26 protein-coding genes, 1 other RNA gene and 2 pseudogenes are annotated in these 22,223 nt (G+C 62.6%); 10 read left to right on the top strand and 19 right to left on the bottom strand.

The window, feature by feature from the left end:
- Positions 1-175 precede the first annotated feature (175 nt).
- Complete coding sequence (rpmE, locus tag LB529_RS23090) at positions 176-397, top strand: 50S ribosomal protein L31 (RefSeq protein ID WP_027166741.1); 222 nt, start codon at positions 176-178, stop codon at positions 395-397.
- A 299-nt stretch (positions 398-696) separates the two neighbouring features.
- Here rpmE and LB529_RS23085 read toward each other — a convergent pair whose 3' ends face one another.
- Complete coding sequence (locus LB529_RS23085; protein WP_224602194.1) at positions 697-1,338, bottom strand: TetR/AcrR family transcriptional regulator; 642 nt, start codon at positions 1,336-1,338, stop codon at positions 697-699.
- Between the two features lie 130 nt (positions 1,339-1,468).
- On the opposite strand from LB529_RS23085, the gene LB529_RS23080 reads away from it, so the two are divergent.
- Positions 1,469-1,945 carry a DUF1772 domain-containing protein gene (locus LB529_RS23080; protein ID WP_140841718.1) on the top strand — a complete coding sequence of 159 codons (477 nt, stop codon included), beginning with the start codon at positions 1,469-1,471 and terminating at the stop codon, positions 1,943-1,945.
- Positions 1,946-2,003: 58 nt separating this feature from the next.
- Here LB529_RS23080 and LB529_RS23075 read toward each other — a convergent pair whose 3' ends face one another.
- The 3 genes from LB529_RS23075 to LB529_RS23065 form a co-directional block, all read right to left on the bottom strand.
- Positions 2,004-2,312, bottom strand: coding sequence for a SelT/SelW/SelH family protein (locus LB529_RS23075; RefSeq protein WP_224546719.1), 309 nt, complete (start codon positions 2,310-2,312; stop codon positions 2,004-2,006).
- Between the two features lie 18 nt (positions 2,313-2,330).
- Complete coding sequence (locus tag LB529_RS23070) at positions 2,331-3,080, bottom strand: YebC/PmpR family DNA-binding transcriptional regulator (RefSeq protein ID WP_140752658.1); 750 nt, start codon at positions 3,078-3,080, stop codon at positions 2,331-2,333.
- 200 nt (positions 3,081-3,280) lie between these two features.
- Positions 3,281-3,604: an ArsR/SmtB family transcription factor gene (locus LB529_RS23065; protein ID WP_224546717.1), complete on the bottom strand. Its 324-nt coding sequence runs from the start codon at positions 3,602-3,604 to the stop codon at positions 3,281-3,283.
- Positions 3,605-3,655: 51 nt separating this feature from the next.
- On the opposite strand from LB529_RS23065, the gene LB529_RS23060 reads away from it, so the two are divergent.
- The 4 genes from LB529_RS23060 to LB529_RS23045 are packed head-to-tail and all read left to right on the top strand — an operon-like array spanning position 3,656 to position 5,456.
- The gene (locus LB529_RS23060; RefSeq protein WP_095767252.1) at positions 3,656-4,138 is read left to right on the top strand and encodes an SRPBCC domain-containing protein; all 483 of its coding nucleotides are present in this window, start codon (positions 3,656-3,658) and stop codon (positions 4,136-4,138) included.
- A 44-nt stretch (positions 4,139-4,182) separates the two neighbouring features.
- A complete protein-coding gene (locus tag LB529_RS23055; protein WP_224546715.1) occupies positions 4,183-4,575 on the top strand; it encodes a VOC family protein in 393 nt (130 codons plus the stop codon).
- A 30-nt stretch (positions 4,576-4,605) separates the two neighbouring features.
- Positions 4,606-4,968, top strand: coding sequence for a hypothetical protein (locus LB529_RS23050; protein ID WP_224546712.1), 363 nt, complete (start codon positions 4,606-4,608; stop codon positions 4,966-4,968).
- A 23-nt stretch (positions 4,969-4,991) separates the two neighbouring features.
- Positions 4,992-5,456, top strand: coding sequence for an SRPBCC family protein (locus tag LB529_RS23045; RefSeq protein ID WP_224712387.1), 465 nt, complete (start codon positions 4,992-4,994; stop codon positions 5,454-5,456).
- A gap of 25 nt (positions 5,457-5,481) precedes the next feature.
- Here the strand turns inward: LB529_RS23045 and LB529_RS23040 are convergent, their stop codons facing one another.
- From LB529_RS23040 to ssrS, 6 genes and pseudogenes are all read right to left on the bottom strand, one after another.
- Entirely contained in the window at positions 5,482-6,249 is a 768-nt protein-coding gene (locus LB529_RS23040) for a TerC family protein (RefSeq protein ID WP_095767249.1), read from the bottom strand.
- 80 nt (positions 6,250-6,329) lie between these two features.
- Positions 6,330-7,154 (bottom strand): YmdB family metallophosphoesterase, encoded by an 825-nt coding sequence (locus LB529_RS23035; protein WP_095767248.1) that lies wholly within the window; start codon positions 7,152-7,154, stop codon positions 6,330-6,332.
- Positions 7,151-7,486, bottom strand: coding sequence for a helix-turn-helix domain-containing protein (locus LB529_RS23030; protein WP_224546708.1), 336 nt, complete (start codon positions 7,484-7,486; stop codon positions 7,151-7,153). The genes LB529_RS23035 and LB529_RS23030 overlap by 4 nt, the downstream gene beginning before the upstream one ends.
- Positions 7,464-7,745: pseudogene (locus tag LB529_RS29245) on the bottom strand (BrnT family toxin). The gene LB529_RS23030 and the pseudogene LB529_RS29245 overlap by 23 nt, the downstream one beginning before the upstream one ends.
- A gap of 46 nt (positions 7,746-7,791) precedes the next feature.
- On the bottom strand, positions 7,792-8,373 hold the full coding sequence (locus LB529_RS23020; protein ID WP_224546703.1) for a 5-formyltetrahydrofolate cyclo-ligase: 582 nt from the start codon (positions 8,371-8,373) through the stop codon (positions 7,792-7,794).
- Positions 8,374-8,518: 145 nt separating this feature from the next.
- Positions 8,519-8,674: non-coding RNA, 6S RNA (gene ssrS / locus LB529_RS23015), on the bottom strand.
- Positions 8,675-8,835: 161 nt separating this feature from the next.
- On the opposite strand from ssrS, the gene LB529_RS23010 reads away from it, so the two are divergent.
- The 4 genes from LB529_RS23010 to msrB all read left to right on the top strand — a co-directional run bounded on the left by LB529_RS23010 (position 8,836) and on the right by msrB (position 11,896).
- Positions 8,836-9,675 carry an AAA family ATPase gene (locus tag LB529_RS23010; RefSeq protein WP_095767244.1) on the top strand — a complete coding sequence of 280 codons (840 nt, stop codon included), beginning with the start codon at positions 8,836-8,838 and terminating at the stop codon, positions 9,673-9,675.
- Positions 9,676-9,753: 78 nt separating this feature from the next.
- Positions 9,754-10,200 (top strand): GNAT family N-acetyltransferase, encoded by a 447-nt coding sequence (locus LB529_RS23005; protein ID WP_224712386.1) that lies wholly within the window; start codon positions 9,754-9,756, stop codon positions 10,198-10,200.
- Positions 10,201-10,207: 7 nt separating this feature from the next.
- Positions 10,208-11,398, top strand: a complete 1,191-nt coding sequence (locus LB529_RS23000; protein WP_224712385.1) for a vWA domain-containing protein — start codon at positions 10,208-10,210, stop codon at positions 11,396-11,398.
- A gap of 93 nt (positions 11,399-11,491) precedes the next feature.
- Positions 11,492-11,896 carry a peptide-methionine (R)-S-oxide reductase MsrB gene (gene msrB, locus LB529_RS22995; RefSeq protein ID WP_224528136.1) on the top strand — a complete coding sequence of 135 codons (405 nt, stop codon included), beginning with the start codon at positions 11,492-11,494 and terminating at the stop codon, positions 11,894-11,896.
- 62 nt (positions 11,897-11,958) lie between these two features.
- Here msrB and LB529_RS22990 read toward each other — a convergent pair whose 3' ends face one another.
- The 9 genes and pseudogenes from LB529_RS22990 to livM form a co-directional block, all read right to left on the bottom strand.
- Positions 11,959-12,255, bottom strand: coding sequence for a hypothetical protein (locus tag LB529_RS22990; RefSeq protein WP_224712384.1), 297 nt, complete (start codon positions 12,253-12,255; stop codon positions 11,959-11,961).
- A 10-nt stretch (positions 12,256-12,265) separates the two neighbouring features.
- Positions 12,266-12,706, bottom strand: a complete 441-nt coding sequence (locus tag LB529_RS22985) for a hypothetical protein (RefSeq protein WP_224546681.1) — start codon at positions 12,704-12,706, stop codon at positions 12,266-12,268.
- Positions 12,707-12,728: 22 nt separating this feature from the next.
- Entirely contained in the window at positions 12,729-12,989 is a 261-nt protein-coding gene (locus LB529_RS22980; RefSeq protein WP_095767239.1) for a DUF2312 domain-containing protein, read from the bottom strand.
- Between the two features lie 266 nt (positions 12,990-13,255).
- Positions 13,256-16,714 carry a pyruvate carboxylase gene (gene pyc, locus LB529_RS22975; protein ID WP_224712383.1) on the bottom strand — a complete coding sequence of 1,153 codons (3,459 nt, stop codon included), beginning with the start codon at positions 16,712-16,714 and terminating at the stop codon, positions 13,256-13,258.
- 270 nt (positions 16,715-16,984) lie between these two features.
- Positions 16,985-18,100, bottom strand: a complete 1,116-nt coding sequence (locus LB529_RS22970; RefSeq protein ID WP_095767237.1) for a branched-chain amino acid ABC transporter substrate-binding protein — start codon at positions 18,098-18,100, stop codon at positions 16,985-16,987.
- Between the two features lie 136 nt (positions 18,101-18,236).
- On the bottom strand, positions 18,237-18,584 hold the full coding sequence (locus LB529_RS22965; protein ID WP_095767236.1) for a DUF6867 family protein: 348 nt from the start codon (positions 18,582-18,584) through the stop codon (positions 18,237-18,239).
- A gap of 117 nt (positions 18,585-18,701) precedes the next feature.
- Positions 18,702-19,430, bottom strand: a complete 729-nt coding sequence (locus tag LB529_RS22960) for an ABC transporter ATP-binding protein (RefSeq protein ID WP_095767235.1) — start codon at positions 19,428-19,430, stop codon at positions 18,702-18,704.
- A 17-nt stretch (positions 19,431-19,447) separates the two neighbouring features.
- Positions 19,448-20,623 (bottom strand): annotated as a pseudogene (locus LB529_RS22955) (ABC transporter ATP-binding protein); the annotation flags it as partial.
- Positions 20,623-22,218 carry a high-affinity branched-chain amino acid ABC transporter permease LivM gene (gene livM / locus LB529_RS22950; protein ID WP_224712382.1) on the bottom strand — a complete coding sequence of 532 codons (1,596 nt, stop codon included), beginning with the start codon at positions 22,216-22,218 and terminating at the stop codon, positions 20,623-20,625. The gene livM and the pseudogene LB529_RS22955, both read right to left, overlap by 1 nt.
- Positions 22,219-22,223 lie beyond the last annotated feature (5 nt).

Raw genomic sequence — 22,223 nt, 5'->3', positions numbered from 1 at the left:
CGCTTCAATATGCGCCCGCCGCGGCCTTGTGATTCAATTCCGGCTGATGTATAGGCTCGCCGACCGTTTTAGAAGCCGTGGCTTTTCATTAGCTGCGGCTTCGAGTTTTAAAAAGGGGCGCATCGACGCAGGCCTTCAGGCCCGTTGCCAGCGCCGGCAGCCAGGAAACACGACAATGAAGGCCGATATCCATCCCGACTACCACACCATCAAGGTCGTCATGACCGATGGCACCGAATACCAGACCCGTTCGACCTGGGGCAAGGAAGGCGATACGATGAACCTCGACATCGACCCGACCACGCACCCGGCCTGGACCGGCGGCCAGCAGACCCTGCTCGACCGCGGCGGCCGCCTGTCGAAATTCAAGAAGCGTTTTGAAGGTTTCGGCCTCTAAGCCGCATACATCGGCAGATTTCGAGAAACCCGCCTTCGAGGCGGGTTTTTTGTTGCCAGTTTCGTCCTTCTCCCCGTTCTACGGGGAAGGGGTGCCCGAAGGGCGAATGAGGGGCAGCGCCGGCGCTTGAAAGTTCAAGGTTCCTCGCCCCACGAAGTGGGGAGAGGTGGCTCGGCGAAGCCGAGACGGAGAGGGGAGCGCCCTACGAGGCCCCCGCTCCGTCCGCTTCGCGGACACCTCTCCCCCGCCCCCTGGCGGGGGCGAGGAACCCAAGCCTTGCGACGCTGCGGATATCGTTCCTACCCGCCCACCAATTCCCTCAGCGCCATTCGCTTGTAGGCCTCAACCAGCCTGTCGCCCTCCTCCCGATCGACCGAGATCGCCAGCCGCACCGCGGCCTCGCCCATCTGCCAGACGAGAAACGCGGCCGTCTCTAATTCGATCGGATCGGCATCGGGGCGAATCCGCTTCAGCACCGCGAGCAGGAAATCGGCATTGGCGCGACTGTCGGCGAGCTCCAGTTCGCGCAGCGCCTTGTCGGCTTGCGTGCCCGACCAGATGTCGCGCATCACCGGCTCGGCCAGGAACAGCCGGTAATAGATATCGACCAGCTCCGAAAACGACCTGCACAGGCCTTCAGCATCGCTGACATCCTTCAGCGCCGCGGAAATACAGGCCTGGCTTTCGGCCGTGTAGCGCTCGGCCAGCGCCCAGACCATCGCTCGCTTGTCCGGGAAGAACTGGTAGAGCGAGCCGATCGACACCCCCGCCCGTTCCGCCACCTCGCCCATGCGCATCGCATCGCTGCCTTGCTCGGCAATCAAGGCCGAGGCGGCGGCAAGCATGCGCTCGACCCGCTCGCGGCTGCGCTGCTGGCTCGGCGACCGGCGCGGCGCAGCAATGTCCGCCTGGTTTGGCCTCGCGGCGGTTTTCTCATCCATGGCTCTCTCCTTGGGCGATTTCTCGGAAACCGGCTTGACTCACAAAATACGAGGGTTTATCACGTTTTGCAAATGTGAGGATTACTCGCATTTAGGAATCGAGCAGAACCCGGCATCTGGAGCAACTGAGATGATGAAACTTCTTCCTACCCTTACCTTTGTCGCCGCGATCGGCTCCGGCGTCGTCGGCGGCGTCTTCTTTGCCTTCTCGAATTTCGTCATGGCAGCACTTGCCCGGCTGCCCGTCCCAAGCGGCATCGCGGCGATGAATTCGATCAACGTCACGGTGATCACGCCGACCTTCATGACGGCGCTGTTCGGCACCGGCCTCATCTGCCTCGTGCTGATTGCCGGCGTCTTCTTCGGCTGGAGCCAGTCCGGCTCGTACTGGCTGCTTGCCGGTGCCGTGATCTATTTCGTCGGCAATCCGATCGTGACCATGGTCTTCAACGTGCCGCTCAATGACGCCTTAGCCGCCGTCGATCCTGCCAGCGCCAACGGCGCCGCCGTGTGGGCAAACCACCTGAGCGAGTGGGTGATGTGGAATCACGTCCGCACCGTCACCGCGATAGTCGCGATGGCTTGCTTCATCATGGCATTGATCTGAAAAACGGCAGCCCGCGAATGCAACCCCCGAAGGCTGCGTCCAACTTTCGGGGAGTTCGTCAGGCGGGGTCTTTTTTGCGATCCTTGCGATCGGCGTGGCCGAGGTCGCGGTCGGGATCGATGACATCGCGAACCAGCTGCTTGAGCCTTGCCGCGTCCGGAAAACCGCCGTCGCGCTTGCGCTCCCAGATAAGCACGTCGTTGCAGGAAATGGTGAAGATGCCGCCGGTGCCCGGCACCAGCGTCACTTCGCCGAGATCCGTGCCGAAGGTCGAGAGCAGCTCCTGCGCCATCCAGCCGGCCCGCAACAACCACTGGCACTGCGTGCAATAGGTGATGCGGATGATGGGCAGCGGCTTCTCGCTCATATCGTATCGCGTGGCCGGTCAGGCCGCGCTGAGCTTGGCCATCGTCTCGTCGTCGACCTCGAAATTGGCGTAGACGCTCTGCACGTCGTCATCGTCCTCGAGGGTGGCGACCAGCTTCATCAGCGACTGCGCCCGTTCTTCGTCGACCGGGACGTTGTTCTGCGGCTGCCAGATCGGCTTCACCGATTCCGCCTCGCCGAGCGCGGCCTCGAGCGACTTCGAAACGTCGCCGAGATTCTCGAAGGCGCAATAGATGGTGTGGCCTTCCTCGTCCGATTCCACGTCGTCGGCGCCGGCCTCGATCGCTGCTTCCATCACCTTGTCGGCGCTGCCGGCCGAGGCCGGATAATAGATCTCGCCGACACGGTTCCACATGAACGACACCGAGCCGGTTTCGCCGAGCGCCCCACCGGCCTTGGTGAAGGCGGCGCGCACATTGGAGGCCGAGCGGTTGCGGTTGTCGGTCAGCACTTCCACGATCAGCGCCACGCCGCCGGGGCCGTAGCCCTCATAGCGCACGGCCTCGTAATTTTCGGCGTCGCCTGCGGAAGCCTTGTTGATGGCGCGCTGGATGTTGTCCTTCGGCATCGACACCGCCTTGGCGTTCTGCACGGCAAGCCGCAGCCTCGGGTTCATCGCCGGGTCCGGCGTGCCGGTCTTGGCGGCGACGGTTATTTCGCGCGCCAGCTTGGAAAACATTTTCGACCGCACCGCGTCCTGGCGGCCCTTGCGGTGCATGATATTCTTGAACTGCGAATGGCCAGCCATGGCACCCCTGTCGTGTTCGGCTAGAGCACCGCGGCGCGCGAGACCGCTCGCCATCCGCAAAATGCTCGAATTCAAATTTTCAGAACGCCCCGGGCATGCCTGCGAAGGCGCGCGGCGCTCTTTGTCGGAATGGCCGGCTTATAGATAAATCGGCTCAATTCGTCCAGACGCACCGTCATGCCAACGCCGAAGAGGGCGGTTCACCCCTCCAGATCGGACTTCAGCCGATCGAGAATGCTGATGGCGTGGCCGGCATACTGGCTGATCCAGCGGTCGTGAATCTGTTTGATCGGCAAGGCATTGAGGTGGTTCCAGCGTTCGCGTCCCTCGCGCCTCGCCACCACCAGATCGGCCTCCTCCAAGACTTTCAGGTGCATCATCACCGTGCAGCGGTCCATATCCGGGAAAGCCTCGCACAGCGCGCCGGTGGTCTGCGGCTCATCCTTCAGGCGATCCAGCAATTCGCGCCGGCGCGGATGCGCCAAGGCCTTGAAAACATGGTCGTCGGAGGTTTGACTTGACATGTTATATTTCTATAACATATCGTTTCAAGCAGCAAGGAAGGAGCTGTGGATATGGCCCTTGGTTTCAGGATTTCCGGACGCATCGGCAAACCGGTCGCCGAGGTCTTCGACGCGGTCGTCAATCCGACAAAGCTCAGCGGCTATTTCACCACCATCGGCGGCGCCTCGGCTCCGCTTGTCACCGGCACTACCGTCACCTGGTGGAAGTCCGTGCCGGTGGAGGTCGACGAGGTAACCAAGGACAAGCGCATCGTGCTGCGCTGGGACGCCACCGATGACGATGGAAAGCCCGCCTACAAGACCCGCATCGAGATGAATTTCGAGCCGCTTGAGGACGGCGGCACCTTCGTCACCATCGCTGAAGAAGGTTGGCACGAAGGCGAGGCCGGCCTGAAGAAATCCTACCTCAACTGCGAGGGCTGGTCGCAGATGCTGGCCTGCATGAAGGCCTATCTCGAATATGGCATCAATCTGCGCGACGGCTATTACCGCAGCGAGCTGCGCGGCGAGCCGGCCAACGAGACCAACATCTGAGGCCGACATTCAGGTCCCGATATTCGGCAGGAGGAGGTCGCCCGATGACGAAAGCAACGCCATTCCTGATGTTCGAGGGAAAGGCCGAGAAGGCCATGACCCTCTATTGCGAGACCATTCCGGAGAGCCGTGTGCTCGACATCACGCGCTATGGCTCGGGCGAGGACGGGGCGGAAGGAACGCTCAAGCTGGCGCGCGCATTGATCGGCGGCGTCGAGGTCAGGATCTACAACAGCCCCGTCCACCACGCCTTCACCTTCACGCCGTCCTTTTCCTTCTTTGTCGACTGCTCGTCCGAAGAGGAGCTCGAACGGATTGTCGGCGTACTCTCGGAGGGCGGCGGCTTCCTGATGCCGGCCGGCAATTACGGCTTCAGCCAGCGTTTCGCTTGGCTCAACGACCGGTTCGGCGTCTCCTGGCAGATCAACCTGCCGTAACGACATCCAACGCAATCGAGAGGATCGGCAATGGACACCGAGATTATCGGCGGCATCAACATCGCCATGAAGGTGCCCTCGCACCAATACGAGGCAACGATCGCCTTCTATCGCGATGTTGTGGGGTTGAAGCCGTTTACCGCCAAGGCGCCGGCGATCGGTTTCGAACTTGGTCCCAATCGCCTCTGGATCGACGAGGCGCCGATGATGAGCCAGGCCGAAATCTGGCTGGAGCTTTTCACACCGAACTTCAAGAGCGCGGCCTCCCATCTTGCCAGGGCCGGTGTCGTGCGCTGCGACGCAATAGAACCTCTGAGCGAAGGCTTTCGTGGCGGCTGGATCACCAACCCGGCCAACATCATTCACTTGGTGCGGGAGCCGGACGCCTGGTGAATCCTGCCGGAAAGGAGAACCGTATGGAGCTCAGAGAATCTCCCATCGCCGAAACCGCCATGCTGATCCGTCGGCCGCTCGCCGAGGTGTTCGAAGCGATCGTCGATCCGGCGGTCACCACGAAATTCTGGTTTACGCATTCCAGCGGTCGCCTGAATGAGAGCAAGCCAGTCGAATGGGAATGGCGCATGTATGGCGTCTCGACCAAGGTCGAGGTGAGCGAGATCGTCCCCAACGAGATGATCATCATGCAGTGGAGCGATCCGCCGACCACCGTCGTCTGGACATTCACCGAGATGCCGGATGAAGCGACCTTCCTCGAAATCCGCAATTTCGGCTTCGCCGGTTCCGCCGATGAGCAGGTGAAGCAGGCTGTCGAATCCACCGGCGGCTTCGCGCTGGTGCTTGCCGGCGCCAAGGCCTGGCTGGAACAGGGCCTGACGCTCGGCTTGATCGGCGACCGTCACCCGAAGGGTGTTTCGGCCTAGCGGCTCACCGGCGCGGTGGCGAGCCTCAGTGCCCCTCCCCCGACCCCTGCCTCTTACGCCGTCGCGCCAGCATGTTGAGGCCTTCGACCAGCGCGGAAAAGCCCATGGCGGCGTAGATGTATCCCTTGGGCACATGATACCCCATGCCGTCGGCGATCAGCGTCATGCCGATCATCAAAAGGAAGCCGAGCGCCAGCATAACGATAGAGGGGTTCCTGGCGATGAAATTGGCAAGCGGCGTCGCCGCCAGCATCATCGCGCTCACCGCCACGATTACCGCGATATACATGATGGCGATCTCGTCGGTCATGCCGACGGCAGTGATGATGGAATCGATCGAGAACACGAGGTCGAGCAGGAGGATCTGGAAGATCGCTCCGGCAAGGCTCATCTGCAGCGTGCCGCCGACCATCGTGTCCTGATGATCCTGCGGGTCGACCGTGTGATGGATTTCCTTGGTCGCCTTCCAGACCAGGAACAGGCCGCCGGCGATCAGGATCAGGTCGCGCCAGGAAAAGCCGTGGCCGAGGGCGGTGAACACCGGCGTCGTCAATTGCACGATGATCGAGATCGTGGCGAGCAGGATCAGTCGCATGATCAGCGCCGCCGAAATGCCCAGCCGGCGTGCGCGGGCGCGCTGCGCCTCCGGCAGCTTGTTGGTCAGGATCGAGATGAAGATCAGATTGTCGATGCCGAGCACAATCTCGAGCACCACCAGCGTCAAAAGCGCGACCCACGCAGTCGGATCGGAAACAAAATGAAAGTGCGGCGCCAGAAATTCGACAAGCTGCATGAAGGTCGTCCCCTCTACGATCTAGAGCAGTTTTCGCGGGTTTCGTCGCCAGTTAGGTATTGATCTCGCTTATATCAATGTCACGACCAGAAGGACGGCGCCGTCTCTTCCAGCCGCGGCCCGCGACGAAACGGCGCGATTTTTTCGGCAAGCCCGGTGCGGTCCGAAATATCGACGCCGACGCCGCAGAGCGTCGCGGGCCCTGACGACGCCTCGAAACGGCCCTTCGGCACCTTGGAAAGGAACCGGTTGAGCGGCTCTTCCTTATCCATGCCGAGCGAGGAATCATAATCGCCGCACATGCCGGCGTCCGAAATATAGGCGGTGCCGCCATTGAGGATCTGATGGTCGGCGGTCGGCTGATGTGTATGCGTGCCGACCACCAGGCTGGCGCGGCCGTCGACGAAATGCGCGAAGCACATCTTCTCCGAGGTCGCCTCGGCGTGGAAATCGATGATGGCCGCATCGGCCTGCTCGCCGAGCGGGCAGGCGGCAAGCTCACGCTCGCCGGCCTGGAAAGGGTCGTCGAGCTCGGGATGCATGAAGACGCGGCCCATGATGTTGGCGACCAGCACGCGCGCGCCATTGCGGGCGATATAGACGCCCGAGCCACGGCCCGGCGTGCCCCTGGGAAAATTGGAGGGACGCAGGAAGCGCTCCTCGCGCGGCGCGAAGATCAGCGCATCGCGCTGGTCCCAGACATGGTTGCCGGTTGTGACGACATCCGCGCCGGCCGCGAGCGTCTCGCGAAAGATCTCTTCGGTGATGCCGAAGCCGCCGGCCGCGTTCTCGCCATTGACGATGACGAAATCGAGCTTGAAGTCGGAAATCAGCCCCGGCAACTGCTCCCAGACTGCCGTGCGCCCCGTCTTGCCAACCATGTCGCCGAGGAAGAGAAGTCTCATGCGGCGCTGCGCGTACCGAGCGCCCGCGATACCGTTTCCGGCTCCTTGGCGATGACCTGCAAATAGGCCTGTGCCGCCTGGTCCGGCTCTGTTCTGCCCTGCTCCCAGTCTCTAAGCGTGCCGAGCGGAATGCGATAGCGGACGGAAAATTCCTCCTGGGTAAGATGCAAGGCCCGGCGGATCACTTTGACACGGGCAACAGATGCCACTCCCGGCCGATCCGTGCTGAGCGGTGGATTGTCCTTATCCGCCAGGGCGCCAGCCTCCGCCTCCGCGTCGCTCATGCTGCGCAGACGCTCCCAATCGGATTCAGTCCCTGCGTGCTTGATCATATGCTTTCTGCTCATGGCGCGTCGCCTTTCTGGCGGAGATCAGTCTTATTCGGTCGCCGCGTTCAGTGTAAACCACCGTCAGCACCAATCCATTGACGATTCCGATGCCAATGAAGCGCTCCTCTTCGTAATCCATGGAGCGATCCTAATAATGCAGAGCACGGATGTCGTCGAACAGGCGTTTGGCATCCGCAAATGCCACACCGTGCTTGGCAAGATTGCTCGTCGCCTTCTGGTCGTCCCATTCGAATTCAAGCATGCTAGCCTACTGGAATTCAGTAGTATTTGCCAGGTGGGCGCCCGCGTCAAGTCGTGAACCGGCGCAACCCGCTCTCGGTCAGTATTTCCGGAATGATGACGTCATGGTTCTCATCCGGCACCCGCTCGACTTCCTGGCAATCGAAGGCGATGCCGATCAGCCTCGGCGTGATGCCCTTGTCGGCCAGCCTGGCAATGGCGCGGTCGTAGTAGCCGGCGCCGTAGCCGATACGGTGGCCGCGGCCGTCGAAGGCGGCGAGCGGCACCAGCATGAGCGTCGGGTCGAGCACTTCCGCCTCTTCATGCGGCCCGACCGTGCCGAATCCCATCTCGACCATCGGCGCGCCGCGCACCAGCTCGCGAAAGACGATCGTGGTCTTGTCGAGGATCGCCGGCAGGCAGAGCCTTGCGCCCTTCTCGCGCAGCGCGAACATCAGCGGCCGCACATCGACCTCGGAGCGCATCGGCCAGAAGCCGGAGACGACCCGACCGGGTTCAAAGTCGATTTTTTCCTTCGCGGTCTCGGCCATTTCGAGCGCGATCTCGACGCGCCAGAACTCGTCGAGCGCATCGCGGCGCGCCAGCGCCTCCTTGCGAAGCTGTTTTTTCAGATCTTTGGAAGGTGACATGCGCCGACGCTAGAAAGGGTCAGATTGGATGGAGATTTAGGAGCGACGCTTTCTAGCGCAATTCCAGGAAAAGTGCGCAGCGGTTTTTCCGTCCGGAATTGCGTCAAAACGGAGAGAAGGCGCATGTCTCCCGAAAACGGGAGAGCGGCGATCCACACAACCGGTGGAGAGGTCGATCCCGGGTGCCTACAAAGTAGGTGGGCGCCGTGTGAGAAAACCCACGGGTCTTCCCAGGGACAGCTCCCTAAGGATCGATAAGGCCCCGGGGATAAGTTTCTCCTGCCGGGAAGCGCAGACCGCCGTCGACAAATATAGGCCGATGATTAGCCGTGCGCCAGAGAAACGGGTCACCATTTGCGCATAATTCGTCTTGCGGACCGTCCCGATGGGAAGCTGTCCGGCAACCGCCCTTGCGCGGCCCGTCCAGCCTCCTTACGGTCCGCCGCACGGACAGGAGAAAAGATGCGTTTCGAAGGCACTGCGGCCTATGTCGCCGACAAGGATCTGATGGTTGCGGTCAATGCCGCGATCGCGCTGGAGCGGCCCTTGCTGGTCAAGGGCGAGCCCGGCACCGGCAAGACCGAGCTTGCCCGCCAGGTGGCTTCGGCGCTCGGGCTGGAGTTCATCGAATGGAACGTCAAATCGACCACCAAGGCGCAACAGGGCCTCTACGAATATGACGCCGTCTCGCGGCTGCGCGACAGCCAACTCGGCGACGAGCGCTTCAACGACATCGCCAATTACATCAAGCGCGGCAAGCTGTGGGATGCCTTCGCTGCGCAGAAAAAAGTCGTGCTTTTGATCGACGAAATCGACAAGGCCGACATCGAATTCCCCAACGACCTCCTGCAGGAGCTCGACCGGATGGAGTTCTTCGTCTACGAGACCGGCGAGACGATCCGCGCCGAGTTCCGGCCTATCGTCATCATCACCTCGAACAATGAGAAGGAACTGCCGGACGCCTTCCTGCGCCGCTGCTTCTTCCACTATATCCGCTTCCCCGATATCGACACGCTGCACCGGATCGTCGAGGTGCATTATCCCGGCATCAAGCAGAATTTGGTGCGGGCGGCACTGAGCCAGTTCTATGAGATCCGCGATGTGCCGGGCCTGAAGAAGAAGCCGTCGACCTCCGAAGCGCTCGACTGGATCCGCCTGCTGGTCGCCGACGACATCGCGCCCGAGGACCTGCGCGCCGATCCCAAGAACATGCTGCCGAAGCTGCACGGCGCGCTGCTCAAGAACGAGCAGGACGTGCACCTGTTCGAGCGGCTGGCCTTCATGGCCAGACGGCAGCAATAGCGCTTTCCCCGTCCGTGGACCGTTGCCGGCAATCGGTCGCTGCCGCAGCTTCGGACCGGAAGCACTGGAGGAGAAAAGATGTCCGAGATCGCCATTCGCCCGTTCGCGCAGTCCGACCACGCCGACTGGCGGCGCTTGTGGACTGCCTACCTCACCTTCTACGAGACCAAGCTGCCGGACGAGGTCTACGACGTCACCTGGAAGCGTTTGTTCACGGCAGGCGAATTCGAGCCGAAAGGTTTCATCGCCACGTTCGACGGTAAAGCGGTTGGGCTGACCCACTACCTCTACCATCGCTCCTGCTGGTCACTGGTCAACAACTGCTACCTGCAGGATCTGTTCGCCGATCCGGAGGTGCGCGGCAAAGGCGTGGGCGCGGCGCTGATCAAAGCGGTGCGGGACGAGGCCGGCAAGGTCGGCGTCAAGAATGTCTACTGGATGACGCACGAGACCAACGCCACGGCGCGCCGGCTCTACGACCATGTGGCAAGGCGGACCGGATTCATCGAGTACGATTTGCTATAAGGGACTGATGTTCATCCCCTTCTTCCTAGAACTGAAGGCCGCGCGGGTTCCTGTTTCGCTCAGGGAATATCTGTCGCTGCTGGAGGGACTGGAAGCGGGGCTGGTCGACTATGACGTCGAGGCTTTCTACTACCTCGCGCGCTCGGCCCTGGTGAAGGATGAGCGTCATATCGATCGTTTCGACCAGGTCTTCGCGCATGTCTTTAAGGGTGTCGAGGCGCTCGGCGGCCCCGATGCCGTCGATATCGCCAACATCCCCGAGGAATGGCTGCGCCGTTTGGCGGAAAAGCACCTGACCGAGGAGGAAAAGAAGCTGGTCGAAGCGCTGGGCGGTTTCGACAAGCTGATGGAGACCTTGAAGCAGCGCCTCGAGGAGCAAAAGGGGCGCCACCAGGGCGGTTCGAAATGGATCGGCACCGGCGGCACCTCGCCCTTCGGCGCCTATGGCTACAACCCCGAAGGGGTTCGCATCGGCCAGCATGAAAGCCGGCATCGCCGCGCGGTGAAGGTCTGGGACAAGCGCGAATTCCGGAACTTCGACGACACCGTCGAGCTCGGCACCCGCAACATCAAGGTGGCGCTGAAGCGGCTGCGCCGCTGGGTGCGCGAGGGCGCCGAGGAGGAGTTCGACCTGCCCGGCACCATCCACGCCACTGCCGAGCACGGCTATCTCGACGTCAAGACCCGGCCCGAGCGGCGCAATGCCGTGAAGCTTCTGATGTTTTTCGATGTCGGCGGCTCGATGGACGACCATATACGCGGCGTCGAGGAACTGTTTTCCGCCGCGCGCGCCGAGTTCCGCCAGCTCGAATATTTCTACTTCCACAACTGCCTTTACGAGCGCGTCTGGAAGGACAATCACCGGCGGCTGGCCGAGACAATCCCGACCTTCGATCTCATCCACAAATACGGGCCGGACTATAAGGTGATCGTTGTCGGCGACGCCTCGATGAGCCCTTACGAGATCGCCCACCCCGGCGGCTCGGTCGAGCACTGGAATCCCGAGGCCGGAAGTGTGTGGCTGGCCCGCCTGCTGCAGCAATGGCCGAACGCGATATGGCTCAATCCCGAAGCTGAGAAGAACTGGCGCTACACGCACTCGATCCAGTTGATCAGCGACATCTTCGGCGGCCGCATGTTCCCGCTGACATTGGCCGGGCTTGAAGCTGCGACCAGGCAGTTGTCGCGCAAGCACTAGCTCGCTTTCACTGGCGGCATTTGTAACAGATGCCTATGTTTGTGCGAATAACCGTTGCAAGCAACAACGAGCCGCCAAGGCCGAGGAGATTTCATGGACACCCACGCCTATCCCGTCACCCGCACCGATGCCGAGTGGCGCGCCCGGCTGACGCCGGAGCAGTATGCCGTGATGCGCAACCATGGCACTGAGCGCCCCGGCAGCTGCGCCCTGCTCTACGAAAAGCGCGCCGGCACCTTCTATTGCGTCGGCTGCGACCAGCCGCTGTTCGAATCCAAGCTGAAGTTCGAGAGCGGCACCGGCTGGCCGAGCTTCAACGATCCGGTCCCGGGCTCGATCGAGACCACCGTCGACCGCAGCTACGGCATGGTCCGCACCGAATGCCATTGCGCCCGCTGCGGCAGCCATCTCGGCCATGTCTTCGAGGACGGCCCGCCGCCGACCGGCCTGCGCTACTGCATCAATGGCGTGGCGCTGCGCTTCGAGCCTGCGGTCTGACCGGGGTTTCCAGTCTTCGCAAAGGGCGGCCTCGGCCGCCCTTTTTCATGCTCCATCCGGCTCTACACAACGACCGTTGTGATCAGCCAGAGCGCGGAACCGAGCATCATCAGCTGCGCCTTGAAACCCCCGGCCTTCTCCGCGGTCCGCCAGACAGCGACCGTCAGAAAAATGGTGTAGGGAACAGGGAGGAAATGCACCGCCAGCACCAGCCAGAGCGGCAGCTTCAACCCGAGCAGGACCAGCGCCAGCACCGAAGAGGCGATGCTCAGAATGGTACCGACCAGCAGCATATCGCGCCAGAACAGCCGGTCGAGCGGAACCTGGCCTCTCCAGCGCGAACGGAAAAAATCCCTCATCGCCCGCGACCTATCGCTGCCCGAGAATTTCGGTCACGGCTTCTTCGAAGCGTGAGCATTCCCGCACCAGCCAGTCGCTCATGGCCGGCCAATTGTCCTCGGCGTAGCAGTTCACCCGCCACATCGAGTTGATGCCGAGACCTTCGCAGCTCTGCTCGGGCCTGAGCTTCAGTCTGGACTCGATCGCCGGCTGGAACGGTTTCAGCCGCGACCAGGATTCCGTGGCGCCGAACTTCTCGTTGCGCCCGAAGAAGACGCCGACATGGTTCTGCGCCGGCGCGACATACATCGAAAGGACCAAAGCGAAATCCGGCAGCCCGCGCTGCCAGAACCATGGCCCGCGCCGAGCGAGCCTTTGCCTTTCTTGCGGGTGCCGTTCGGCGAACAGCGCCCAGAAGCCGCGGTGGCGGAACTCCGAGGCGCGACGGCCGCCGAAGTCGAATTCGTTCATGGCCGGCCTCCGGCCATGGGGCTTACGCCATTCCGAGAGCGGCCTTGTAGAGATCGAGGATGGACTCCTCTTCCTGGCGCTCGGCCTGATCCTTCTTGCGCAGCCGCACGATGGTGCGGATCGCCTTGGTGTCGAAGCCGGTGCCCTTGGCTTCGGCATAGACATCCTTGATGTCGTCGGAGATCGTCTTCTTCTCTTCCTCGAGCCGCTCGATGCGCTCGATGATGGTGCGCAGCTGGCCGGCGGCTACAGTCTGGCTGGTCTCGGTGATTTCGTCGGCCATTTTTTCTCCGCGTCTTCTGGAGCAGTGGCGATTCCCGCCACGGCAAATTGGAGCCGGTTCACTGCCCGAGCGGGCGCGGCGGGTCAAGACACTTGTCGAGCACCTGTGGACGGCTGTGCACATCCAAAGGTGTGCCGAGATTCAGGTCAGGCCGAGTCGAAAACGACGGTTCCGAGAACCGGAGCGGAGCGTACTTAAGTACGTGAGCATCGGAAGCGCAGGAGGCCGGCGTTTGCAGGTCGGCCTGACCTGAATATCGGCACACCTTATTTGAATGCGATCAACAGATCCTTCGCGTCGATCTGATCGCCGGCCTTCACCAGCACCTCGGCGATCTCGCCGTCGCGTTCGGCATGCAGCGCGGTTTCCATCTTCATCGCCTCGATCGAAAGCAGCACGTCGCCCGCCTTGACCGCCTGTCCGGGCGCGACGGCAAGCGCCGATACGACGCCGGGCATCGGCGCGCCGACATGTCCCTCATTGCCGGGCTCGGCCTTGCGGCGTGCCTTGGCCGCGGAAGCGCCATGCGCCCTGTCCGGCACCTTGACGCGGCGTGGCTGGCCGTTGAGCTCGAAGAACACGGTGACCATGCCCTTGTCGTCGACATCGCCGAACGCCTGGCAGCGCACCACCAGCGTCTTGCCCTTCTCGATGTCGAGGAAGATCTCGTCTTCCGGCTTCATGCCGTAGAAATAGGTCGGCGTCGGCAGCACGCTCACCGGCCCGTAGGTCTCCTGCGCGGCCGCGAAGTCGGTGAACACCTTCGGATACATCAGCCAGGAGGCGAATTCGTATTCGGACAGCTTTCGGTCGAGCTTGCCCTCGATGTCCTTGCGGCTCGCCTTGAGGTCAGCGGGCTTTAGCAGCGAGCCCGGTCGAACCGTAATCGGCTTCTCGCCCTTCAGCGCCTTCTTCTGCAGCGCAGCCGGCCAGCCGCCAGGCGACTGGCCGAGATCGCCGCGCAGCATCGACACGACGGAGTCCGGGAAGGCGATGTCCTTGGCCGGGTTCTCGACATCGGCGACGGTGAGATCCTGGCTGATCATCATCAGCGCCATGTCGCCGACCACCTTGGACGAGGGCGTCACCTTGACGATGTCGCCGAACATCAGGTTGACGTCGTGATAGGCCTGCGCCACCTCGTGCCAGCGCGTCTCGAGCCCGAGCGAGCGCGCCTGTTCCTTGAGGTTGGTGAACTGGCCGCCCGGCATCTCGTGCAGGTAGACCTCCGAGGCTGGTCCCTTGAGATCGCTCTCGAAGGCTGCGTACTGGTTGCGCACCGCTTCCCAGTAGAAGGAAATGCGGCGGATCCATTGCGGATCGAGACCGGGGTCGCGCTCGGTGCCCTTCAGCGCCTCGACGATCGAGCCGAGGCAGGGCTGCGAGGTGTTGCCGGAGAAGGAATCCATCGCTGCGTCGATAGCGTCGGCGCCGCTCTCCACCGCCGCCAGCACCGTCGCCGCCGACAGCCCTGACGTGTCGTGCGTGTGGAAATGGATCGGCAGGTCGGTCGCCTCGCGCAGCGCCTTGAACAGCACGCGCGCCGCGGCCGGCTTCAAAAGGCCGGCCATGTCCTTGACGGCGATGATATGCGCGCCGGCCGCCTCCAGCTCCTTGGCCAGCCCGACGTAGTATTTGAGGTCGTATTTGGCGCGGGCCGGATCAAGGATATCGCCGGTATAGCACATCGCCGCCTCGACCAGCTTGCCCTCGGCGCCGACCGCGTCCATGGCGACGCGCATGTTCTCGACCCAGTTAAGGCAGTCGAAGACGCGGAACAGATCGACACCGCCGGCCGCCGCTTGGGCGACGAAATGCTGGACGACATTGTCGGGATAATTGGTGTAGCCGACGCCGTTGGCGCCGCGCAAAAGCATCTGCAGCAGAAGGTTGGGCGCGGCCTCGCGCACTTTGCTCAGCCGCTCCCACGGATCCTCGGTGAGGAAGCGCATGGCGACGTCGAACGTCGCGCCGCCCCAGCATTCCAGCGAGAGCAATTGCGGCAGCGCCCGCGCATAGGTGCCGGCGATGCCGGCGATGTCATAGGTGCGCATTCGCGTGGCGAGCAGCGACTGGTGGCCGTCGCGCATCGTCGTGTCGGTGACCAGCACCTGGCGCTCTCCGCGCATCCAGGCCGCGAATTTCTCCGGGCCTAGCGCATCGAGCCTCTGCTTGCTGCCGTCCGGAACATGGCCGTTGAGATAAGGCACCACGGGTGCCGCCGCATTCGCCTTCGGCATCGGCCGCCCGCGCGTCTCGGGGTGGCCGTTGACGCTGACATCGGCCAGGTAGTTGAGCAGCTTGGTGGCGCGGTCCTGCCGCTTCACCTGCTCGAACAGTTCCGGCGTCGTGTCGATGAACCTCGTCGTGTAGGAATTGTCGGCGAAGCGCGGGTGGTTGATGATCGCTTCGAGGAAGGTGAGGTTGGTCGCGACGCCGCGGATGCGGAACTCGCGCAGCGCCCGGTTCATGCGCGAGATCGCCTCGCCGGGCGTCGGCGCCCAGGCCGTCACCTTTTCGAGCAGCGGATCGTAGAAGCGGGTGATGACCGCGCCCGAATAGGCGGTGCCGCCGTCGAGCCGGATGCCGAAGCCCGCCGCCTCGCGATAGGCGGTGATGCGGCCATAGTCCGGAATGAAATTGTGCTCCGGATCCTCGGTGGTGATGCGGCACTGCAGCGCGTGGCCGTTCAGCCTGATGTCCTTCTGCGCCGGCACGCCCGATTGCTTCGTGCCGATGGCGAAGCCGTCGAGGATGTGGATCTGCGCCTTGACGATGTCGATGCCGGTCACCTGCTCGGTGACGGTGTGCTCGACCTGGATGCGCGGATTGACCTCGATGAAATAGAACTTGCCGGTGTCGGCGTCCTGCAGAAACTCGACCGTGCCGGCGCCGATATAGCTGGTCTCGCGCGCGATCTTCAGCGCATAGCCGCAAAGCTCCTGGCGCAGCTCCTCGCTGAGATAGGGGGCCGGCGCACGCTCCACGACCTTCTGGTTGCGGCGCTGGATCGAGCAGTCGCGCTCGAACAGATGCACGGCATTGCCATGCGTGTCGCCCAGCACCTGCACCTCGACATGGCGGGCGCGCTCGATCAGCTTTTCGAGATAGACCTCGTCCTTGCCGAAGGCGGCTTTGGCCTCGCGCTTGCCTTCCATCACCTCGCGCGCGAGGTCGGCCTCGGCGCGGATGGCGCGCATGCCGCGGCCGCCGCCGCCCCACGAGGCCTTGAGCATCACCGGATAGCCTATTTGGGCGGCGAGCTTCTTGACCTCCTCCATGTCGTCCGGCAGCGGATCGGTTGCCGGAACGACCGGGACGCCGACTTCAATCGCCAGGTTGCGCGCGGCGACCTTGTTGCCGAGCCGGCGCATCGTTTCCGGCTTGGGTCCGATGAAGGTGACGCCGGCCTCGGCGCAGGCCTCGGCGAATTCCGGGCTTTCCGACAGCAGGCCGTAGCCGGGATGGATGGCATCGGCGCCCGACAGCCTGGCGACCCGGATCACCTCCTCGATCGACAGGTAGCTCTCGATCGGACCCATGTCCTTGGCCAGATGCGGTCCGCGGCCGACCTGATAGCTCTCGTCGGCCTTGAAGCGGTGCAACGAATATTTGTCCTCCTCCGCCCAGATCGCCACGGTTTTGAGGCCGAGCTCGTTGGCCGCGCGGAACACGCGGATGGCGATTTCGGACCGGTTGGCGACGAGGATCTTCGTGATGGCCAAGGAGTAGGCTCCAGCAGCGGAAGGGAGATGAACCGGCGCAATGATTAACGTGAAAATGCTGCAGCGCAAACAAATTTGCGCGACAGCTAAAACGATTTAAGTCGCCTGTTTGCGCCAAATCGTCATTGCTGTTCTTCGAACACGGATCATGGGTGGTGGACGGGTATTGCCCGAGGCGCGGCGCGGAGCTTCCGGTTGGCCTCGCCCGCAAACGAAAATGCCCGGCGCGAGCGCCGGGCATCCCCGAAAAGTCGGCTCGAGTTTGCCGGCTTATTTCTCGAAGTAGCTGTACTTGCCGTCGTCGCCCTTCTTCCATTCATAGATGACATAGTCAGGACGGGTGATGTCGCCCTTGCTGTCGTAGCCGATGTCACCGATGGCGGTCTTCCAGGTGTTGGCCCTGATCGTCTCCGCAACCTTCTGCGCGTCGTCGGCCGAGCCGGTCTTGGCGATGGCCTGGGCGATGATCTGCACCGCGGCATAGGAGTAGAGCGTGTAAGCTTCCGGCTCGAAGCCGTTGGCGCGGAACTTCTCGACCACTTCCTTGGCGGCCGGATTCTTGCGCGGATCCGGAGCGAAGGTATTGAGCGTGCCGGCAACGGCGTCGCCCGCGATCGAGGCCAGTTCGTTGGAGACGATGCCGTCACCCGAGAACAGCGGCGCCTTCAGGCCCTGATCGGCCGACTGACGGATGATCAGGCCGGCTTCGGTGTGCAGGCCGCCCCAGTAGATGAGCGTGACGCCGTTTTCCTTCATCTTGGCGATGAGGGCCGAGAAGTCCTTGTCGCCGACATTCACGCCTTCGTACAACACTTCCGTGATGCCGTTGGCGTTGAGGTTCTTCTTGGTCTCGTCGGCGAGGCCCTGACCATAAGGCGTCTTGTCGTGGATGATGGCGATCTTGGCATCCTTGAAGTTCTTGGCGATGTAGTCGCCGGCCACCTTGCCCTGCTGGTCGTCACGACCGCAGGTGCGGAAGGTGTTCCACATGCCGCGCTCGGTGAACTTCGGGTTGGTCGCAGCCGGCGTGATCTCGAGCATGCCGTTTTCCTGGTAGACTTCCGAGGCTGGGATCGACACGCCGGAGTTGAAGTGGCCGTCGACGAACTTGACGCCGTCGGCGACGAACTTGTTGGCGACCGAGATGCCCTGCTTGGGATCGGAGACATCGTCACCGATCTCGAGCTTGAGCTGCTGGCCGAGGATGCCGCCCGCCGCGTTGATGTCGGCGACCGCCTGTTCCGCGCCCTTCTGCAACTGCGCGCCGAAGGCGGCGTTCGGGCCGGTGATCGGACCGGCGACGCCGATCAGGATGTCGGCCCACGCGCTGCCGCTGAACGCGACGAACGCGGTCAGCGCCACGGCGGACAAAAGTGATTTTTTCATTGAAACGCTCCCATTTACGGAGTGGGCGTGGATGATACTTTCATGCGATGCCCACCCTTATCGCAGAAAGCATAGAATGCCGATTTTCAGGCACTTGTCACGCCGATTCATCCCCGAAACGGCGTAATGGTGAACGTCAACCTTTCGGTTTCCAGCTTAACAAGGAAGCTCTTTCATAGAGCCAGTTATACTGCGTGACCATTTGGTTGGTGCGCGTGTATTGATAGCCGAGGAAGCCCAGTATCATCAGGACGATGGTGTCGACGATATAGTAATGCAGCGAGAACATCGTGCCGCCGAACAAGGCGTGATGGATGAACCTGACGCCGATACCGAGTCCGAGCAGGAAGAAAAACAGCCGCAGATACGTGCTCCAGGTCTGAGCCGCCGCTTTGCCTGTCATCCATGCCGCCCCGCCGCCAAGCAGGCCTGTGACGAACAGAAACTGCCAGATCGAGGCTTCTTCGTAGATAATGCCCTGCATGATCGATGTCCCCAGATCTTAGCATGATCCCGAAAAGTTGCAGACTTTTCGGAGAAGATCATGCTTCAAGAACAAAACCTTAGAGCGAGATGGCGATCCTGGGAAAGTCATCGCGCTCTAATGATGTCCGCCTTCGAGATAGGCGGCGCGCACTTCCGGATTGGCGAGCAATTCCTTGCCGGTGCCGCTCATCGTCACATTGCCGTTGACCATGACATAACCGCGCGTGGCCAGCTTGAGCGCGCCGAAGGCGTTCTGCTCGACCAGGAACACGGTCAGCCCCTGCGTCTTGTTGAGCTCGCGGATGGCGTCGAAGATCTGCTTGACGATCAGCGGAGCGAGGCCCAGCGAGGGCTCGTCCAGCAACAAAAGCTTCGGCCGCGCCATCAGCGCGCGCCCGATCGACAGCATCTGCTGCTCGCCGCCCGACAGCGTGCCGCCGCGCTGGGCGATGCGCTCTTTCAGCCGCGGGAACAGCGTGAACACCCTCTCGACGTCCTCGTCATAATGCTTGAGGTTGTCGAGGCTGGCGCCCATCTGCAGATTTTCCATCACCGTCATGCGCGGAAAGATGCGTCTGCCTTCCGGGGATTGCGCGATGCGCAGGCGTGCGATCTCATGCGTCGGCATCTTGGTGATGTCGGTACCGGCGAAGGTGATGGTGCCGGTGCGGGCGCGCGGCGCGCCGAAGATGGTCATCATCAGTGTCGACTTGCCGGCGCCGTTGGCACCGATCAGTGCCACGATCTCACCCTGGTTGACGCTGACATCGACGCCGTTCAGCGCCCGGATGTTGCCGTAGTAAGTCTCGACACCCTTGATGTCGAGCAACGTTGTGCCGGCCATTATTTGCGCCCTCCACGCTTGCCCGCTGTGGGCTTGGCCGCTGTGTCCTTGCCCTTCGAAGCACTGCCGGCTTTCGCGGCTGGAGCCTTGGCAGCCGGCTTGTTAGGTGCCGCTTTCGCAGTGCCGGATTTCGCGGCCGGCTTGGCTGCCGATTGGGGCTTGCTGGCTATCGATGCAGCGCCCGCGTCGACTTGCGCCGCCTTCGAGGCGCCCTTCGAGACCGTGACCCGCTCGCCCTCATTCCCATGTTCGACCGAATCGGAAACCGGCCCCGCCATCATCGAAGCGGAATTTCCCGGCCCATGCGCGGAATCGGGGCCGGTATCGAGCTGCTCGATCACGTCCTCATCGCCGACCTCGGTCAGCACCGTCTCGACCTCCTCGTCGTCGACGCCGAGATAGGCAGCGATGACGCGCGGATCGGTGCGGACCGACGCCGGATTGCCGTCGGAGATCTTGCGGCCGTATTCGAGCACGACGACATGGTCGGAGATCTGCATCACCACCGACATGTCGTGCTCGATGAGCAGGATCGACGTGCCGGTGCTCTTGATGCCCATCAACAGCTCATTGAGCGCCGCAGATTCCTTCGGATTGAGGCCGGCGGCCGGTTCGTCGAGGCACAGGAGCTCCGGCCCCGTGCACATGGCGCGCGCGATTTCCAGGCGCCGCTGCGCGCCATAGGGCAGGTCGCCGGCCGGATCGTCGGCGCGATCGACAAGATCGGCCTTCTCCAGCCAGTGCCTGGCGAGCTCGATCGACTCGGCCGAGGCCTGGCGATAGCTCGGAAAGCCGAACAGGCCGAGGAGAGTATAGCCCGATGCCTTCATCAGCTTGTTGTGCTGCGCGACCAGGAGGTTCTCCAGCAGCGTCATGCCCGAGAACAGGCGGATGTTCTGGAAGGTGCGCGCCACCTTGGCTCGCGCCGGGATCTCGTGGTTGGGCAGGCGCTCGAGCAGATAGGTCGAGCCGTCCCCCCGGTTCAGCGTGATCATGCCTTCAGACGGCTTGTAGAAGCCGGTGATGCAGTTAAACACCGTGGTCTTGCCGGCGCCGTTCGGGCCGATCAGCGCGGTGATCTCGCCGCGCCTGGCCTGGAACGACAGGTCGCCGATGGCGACCAGGCCGCCGAACTTCATCGACAAATGCTCGACCTGCAGGATGAAGTCGTTCGAGGAAGGGGTCGCGTTCATCAGCCGTGCCCCTCCTTGGTGAAGGAGCTTGAAACCGCTCTTCGCTCCTTCAGGAAGGCCGTCGGCTCGCGGCTGCCGACGAAGCCGCGCGGCTTCCACAGCATGACGATGACCATGGCCATGCCGAAAAGCAGCATGCGGTAGAGTTCAGGCGTGAAATCGGGACCGAAGACCCGCTTCAGGAAGTCGAGCTCCCGCAACGCTTCCGTGCCGCCGATCATCACCAGCGCCGCTACGGCGATGCCGACCAGCGAACCCATCCCGCCGAGCACGACGATGGCGAGGACAATCGCCGATTCCAGGAAGACGAAGGATTCGGGGCTGACGAAACCTTGCCGTGCGGCGAAGAATGAGCCGGCGAAGCCGCCGAACATGGCGCCGGTGGCGAACGCCGTCAGTTTGGTGGTGGTGGTGTTGATGCCGAGCGAGCGACAGGCGATCTCGTCCTCGCGCAGCGCTTCCCACGCCCTGCCGACCGGCAACCGCCGCAGCCTGATGGTAACGAAGGCGGTCAAAAGACAGAGTCCGAGGATCAGATAGTAAAGGAAGATCTTGTAATAGGCGCTCGATGTGGCGATGTGCAGCACCTTGGCGATGTAGTTCGGGTCCGAGACGTTGAACGACATCAGGCCGAAGAAGGAGACCTTTGGAATGCCGGAAATGCCGGCAGAACCGTTTGTCACCTCGCGCCAGTTGATCAGGACGAGGCGAATGATCTCGCCAAAGGCAAGGGTGACGATCGCCAGATAGTCGCCGCGCAGCCGCAGCACCGGGAAGCCGAGCATGACGCCCCAGAAGGCGGCCATGCAGCCGGCGGCCGGAAGCAGGATCCAGAAGGACAGGCCGAAATGCGTGCCGAGCAGCGCGTAGGCATACGCGCCGACGGCATAGAAGGCGACGTAGCCGAGATCGAGCAGGCCGGCGAGGCCGATGACGATGTTCAGCCCCCAGGCCAGCATCACATAGATCAGGATCTGGATGCCGAAATTGTCGACCCACTTCAGAGAGCCCTGAAACCCTCCCGCTATCGATCCTGTTACCAGCGCGAGCACCAGCACGACGATGATCGGATAGAGCGCCAGCGCGCTGATGCCCAACGCCGAGAAGTGGGCGTGGATGAAGGCCCGGAAATAATACATAACCCAGGCGACGGCATAAATGATCGCCAGCGCCCGCACAAAGCGCGCGTAGCCGGCAAGGTCGGGTCCGAGCAGCCCGTCAAGCGAGCCGGCCAGCACGAACAGCAAGGCTGCGACAGCGACCGCGGCTATAAAATAAGGCATCCTGAAGAAGCGTGCCGCCATGGTGTCGGGCAGCAGGCCTGTGTCGATGTCGGCGATCTTCAGGCTGGCTACGAAGGGCTGGCCATAGGCGACATACAGGAAGCGGCCCCCGGCGGTGGCGATGACCACCAGGGCGAGCAGGCCCCAGCGCTGCACCAGAATCAGTTCGTTGGAGATATTCTGGTCGGTCCTGAGACCGATAAACAGCACGAACAGGCCGAGCGCGATGGCGCCTGCATAGAGCGCTTCGCGAAAAGCGCGCTGAACTGGAGTGGCGACGGTGTCGCGCTCCGAAGACACGGTAACGGCCATCAGGA

The organism is Mesorhizobium sp. CA5 (assembly GCF_020165105.1).
Taxonomy (GTDB): Bacteria; Pseudomonadota; Alphaproteobacteria; order Rhizobiales; family Rhizobiaceae; genus Mesorhizobium.
Note: the sequence above shows the minus strand (reverse complement) of the source record. Positions and strands in the feature narration are given on the sequence as shown.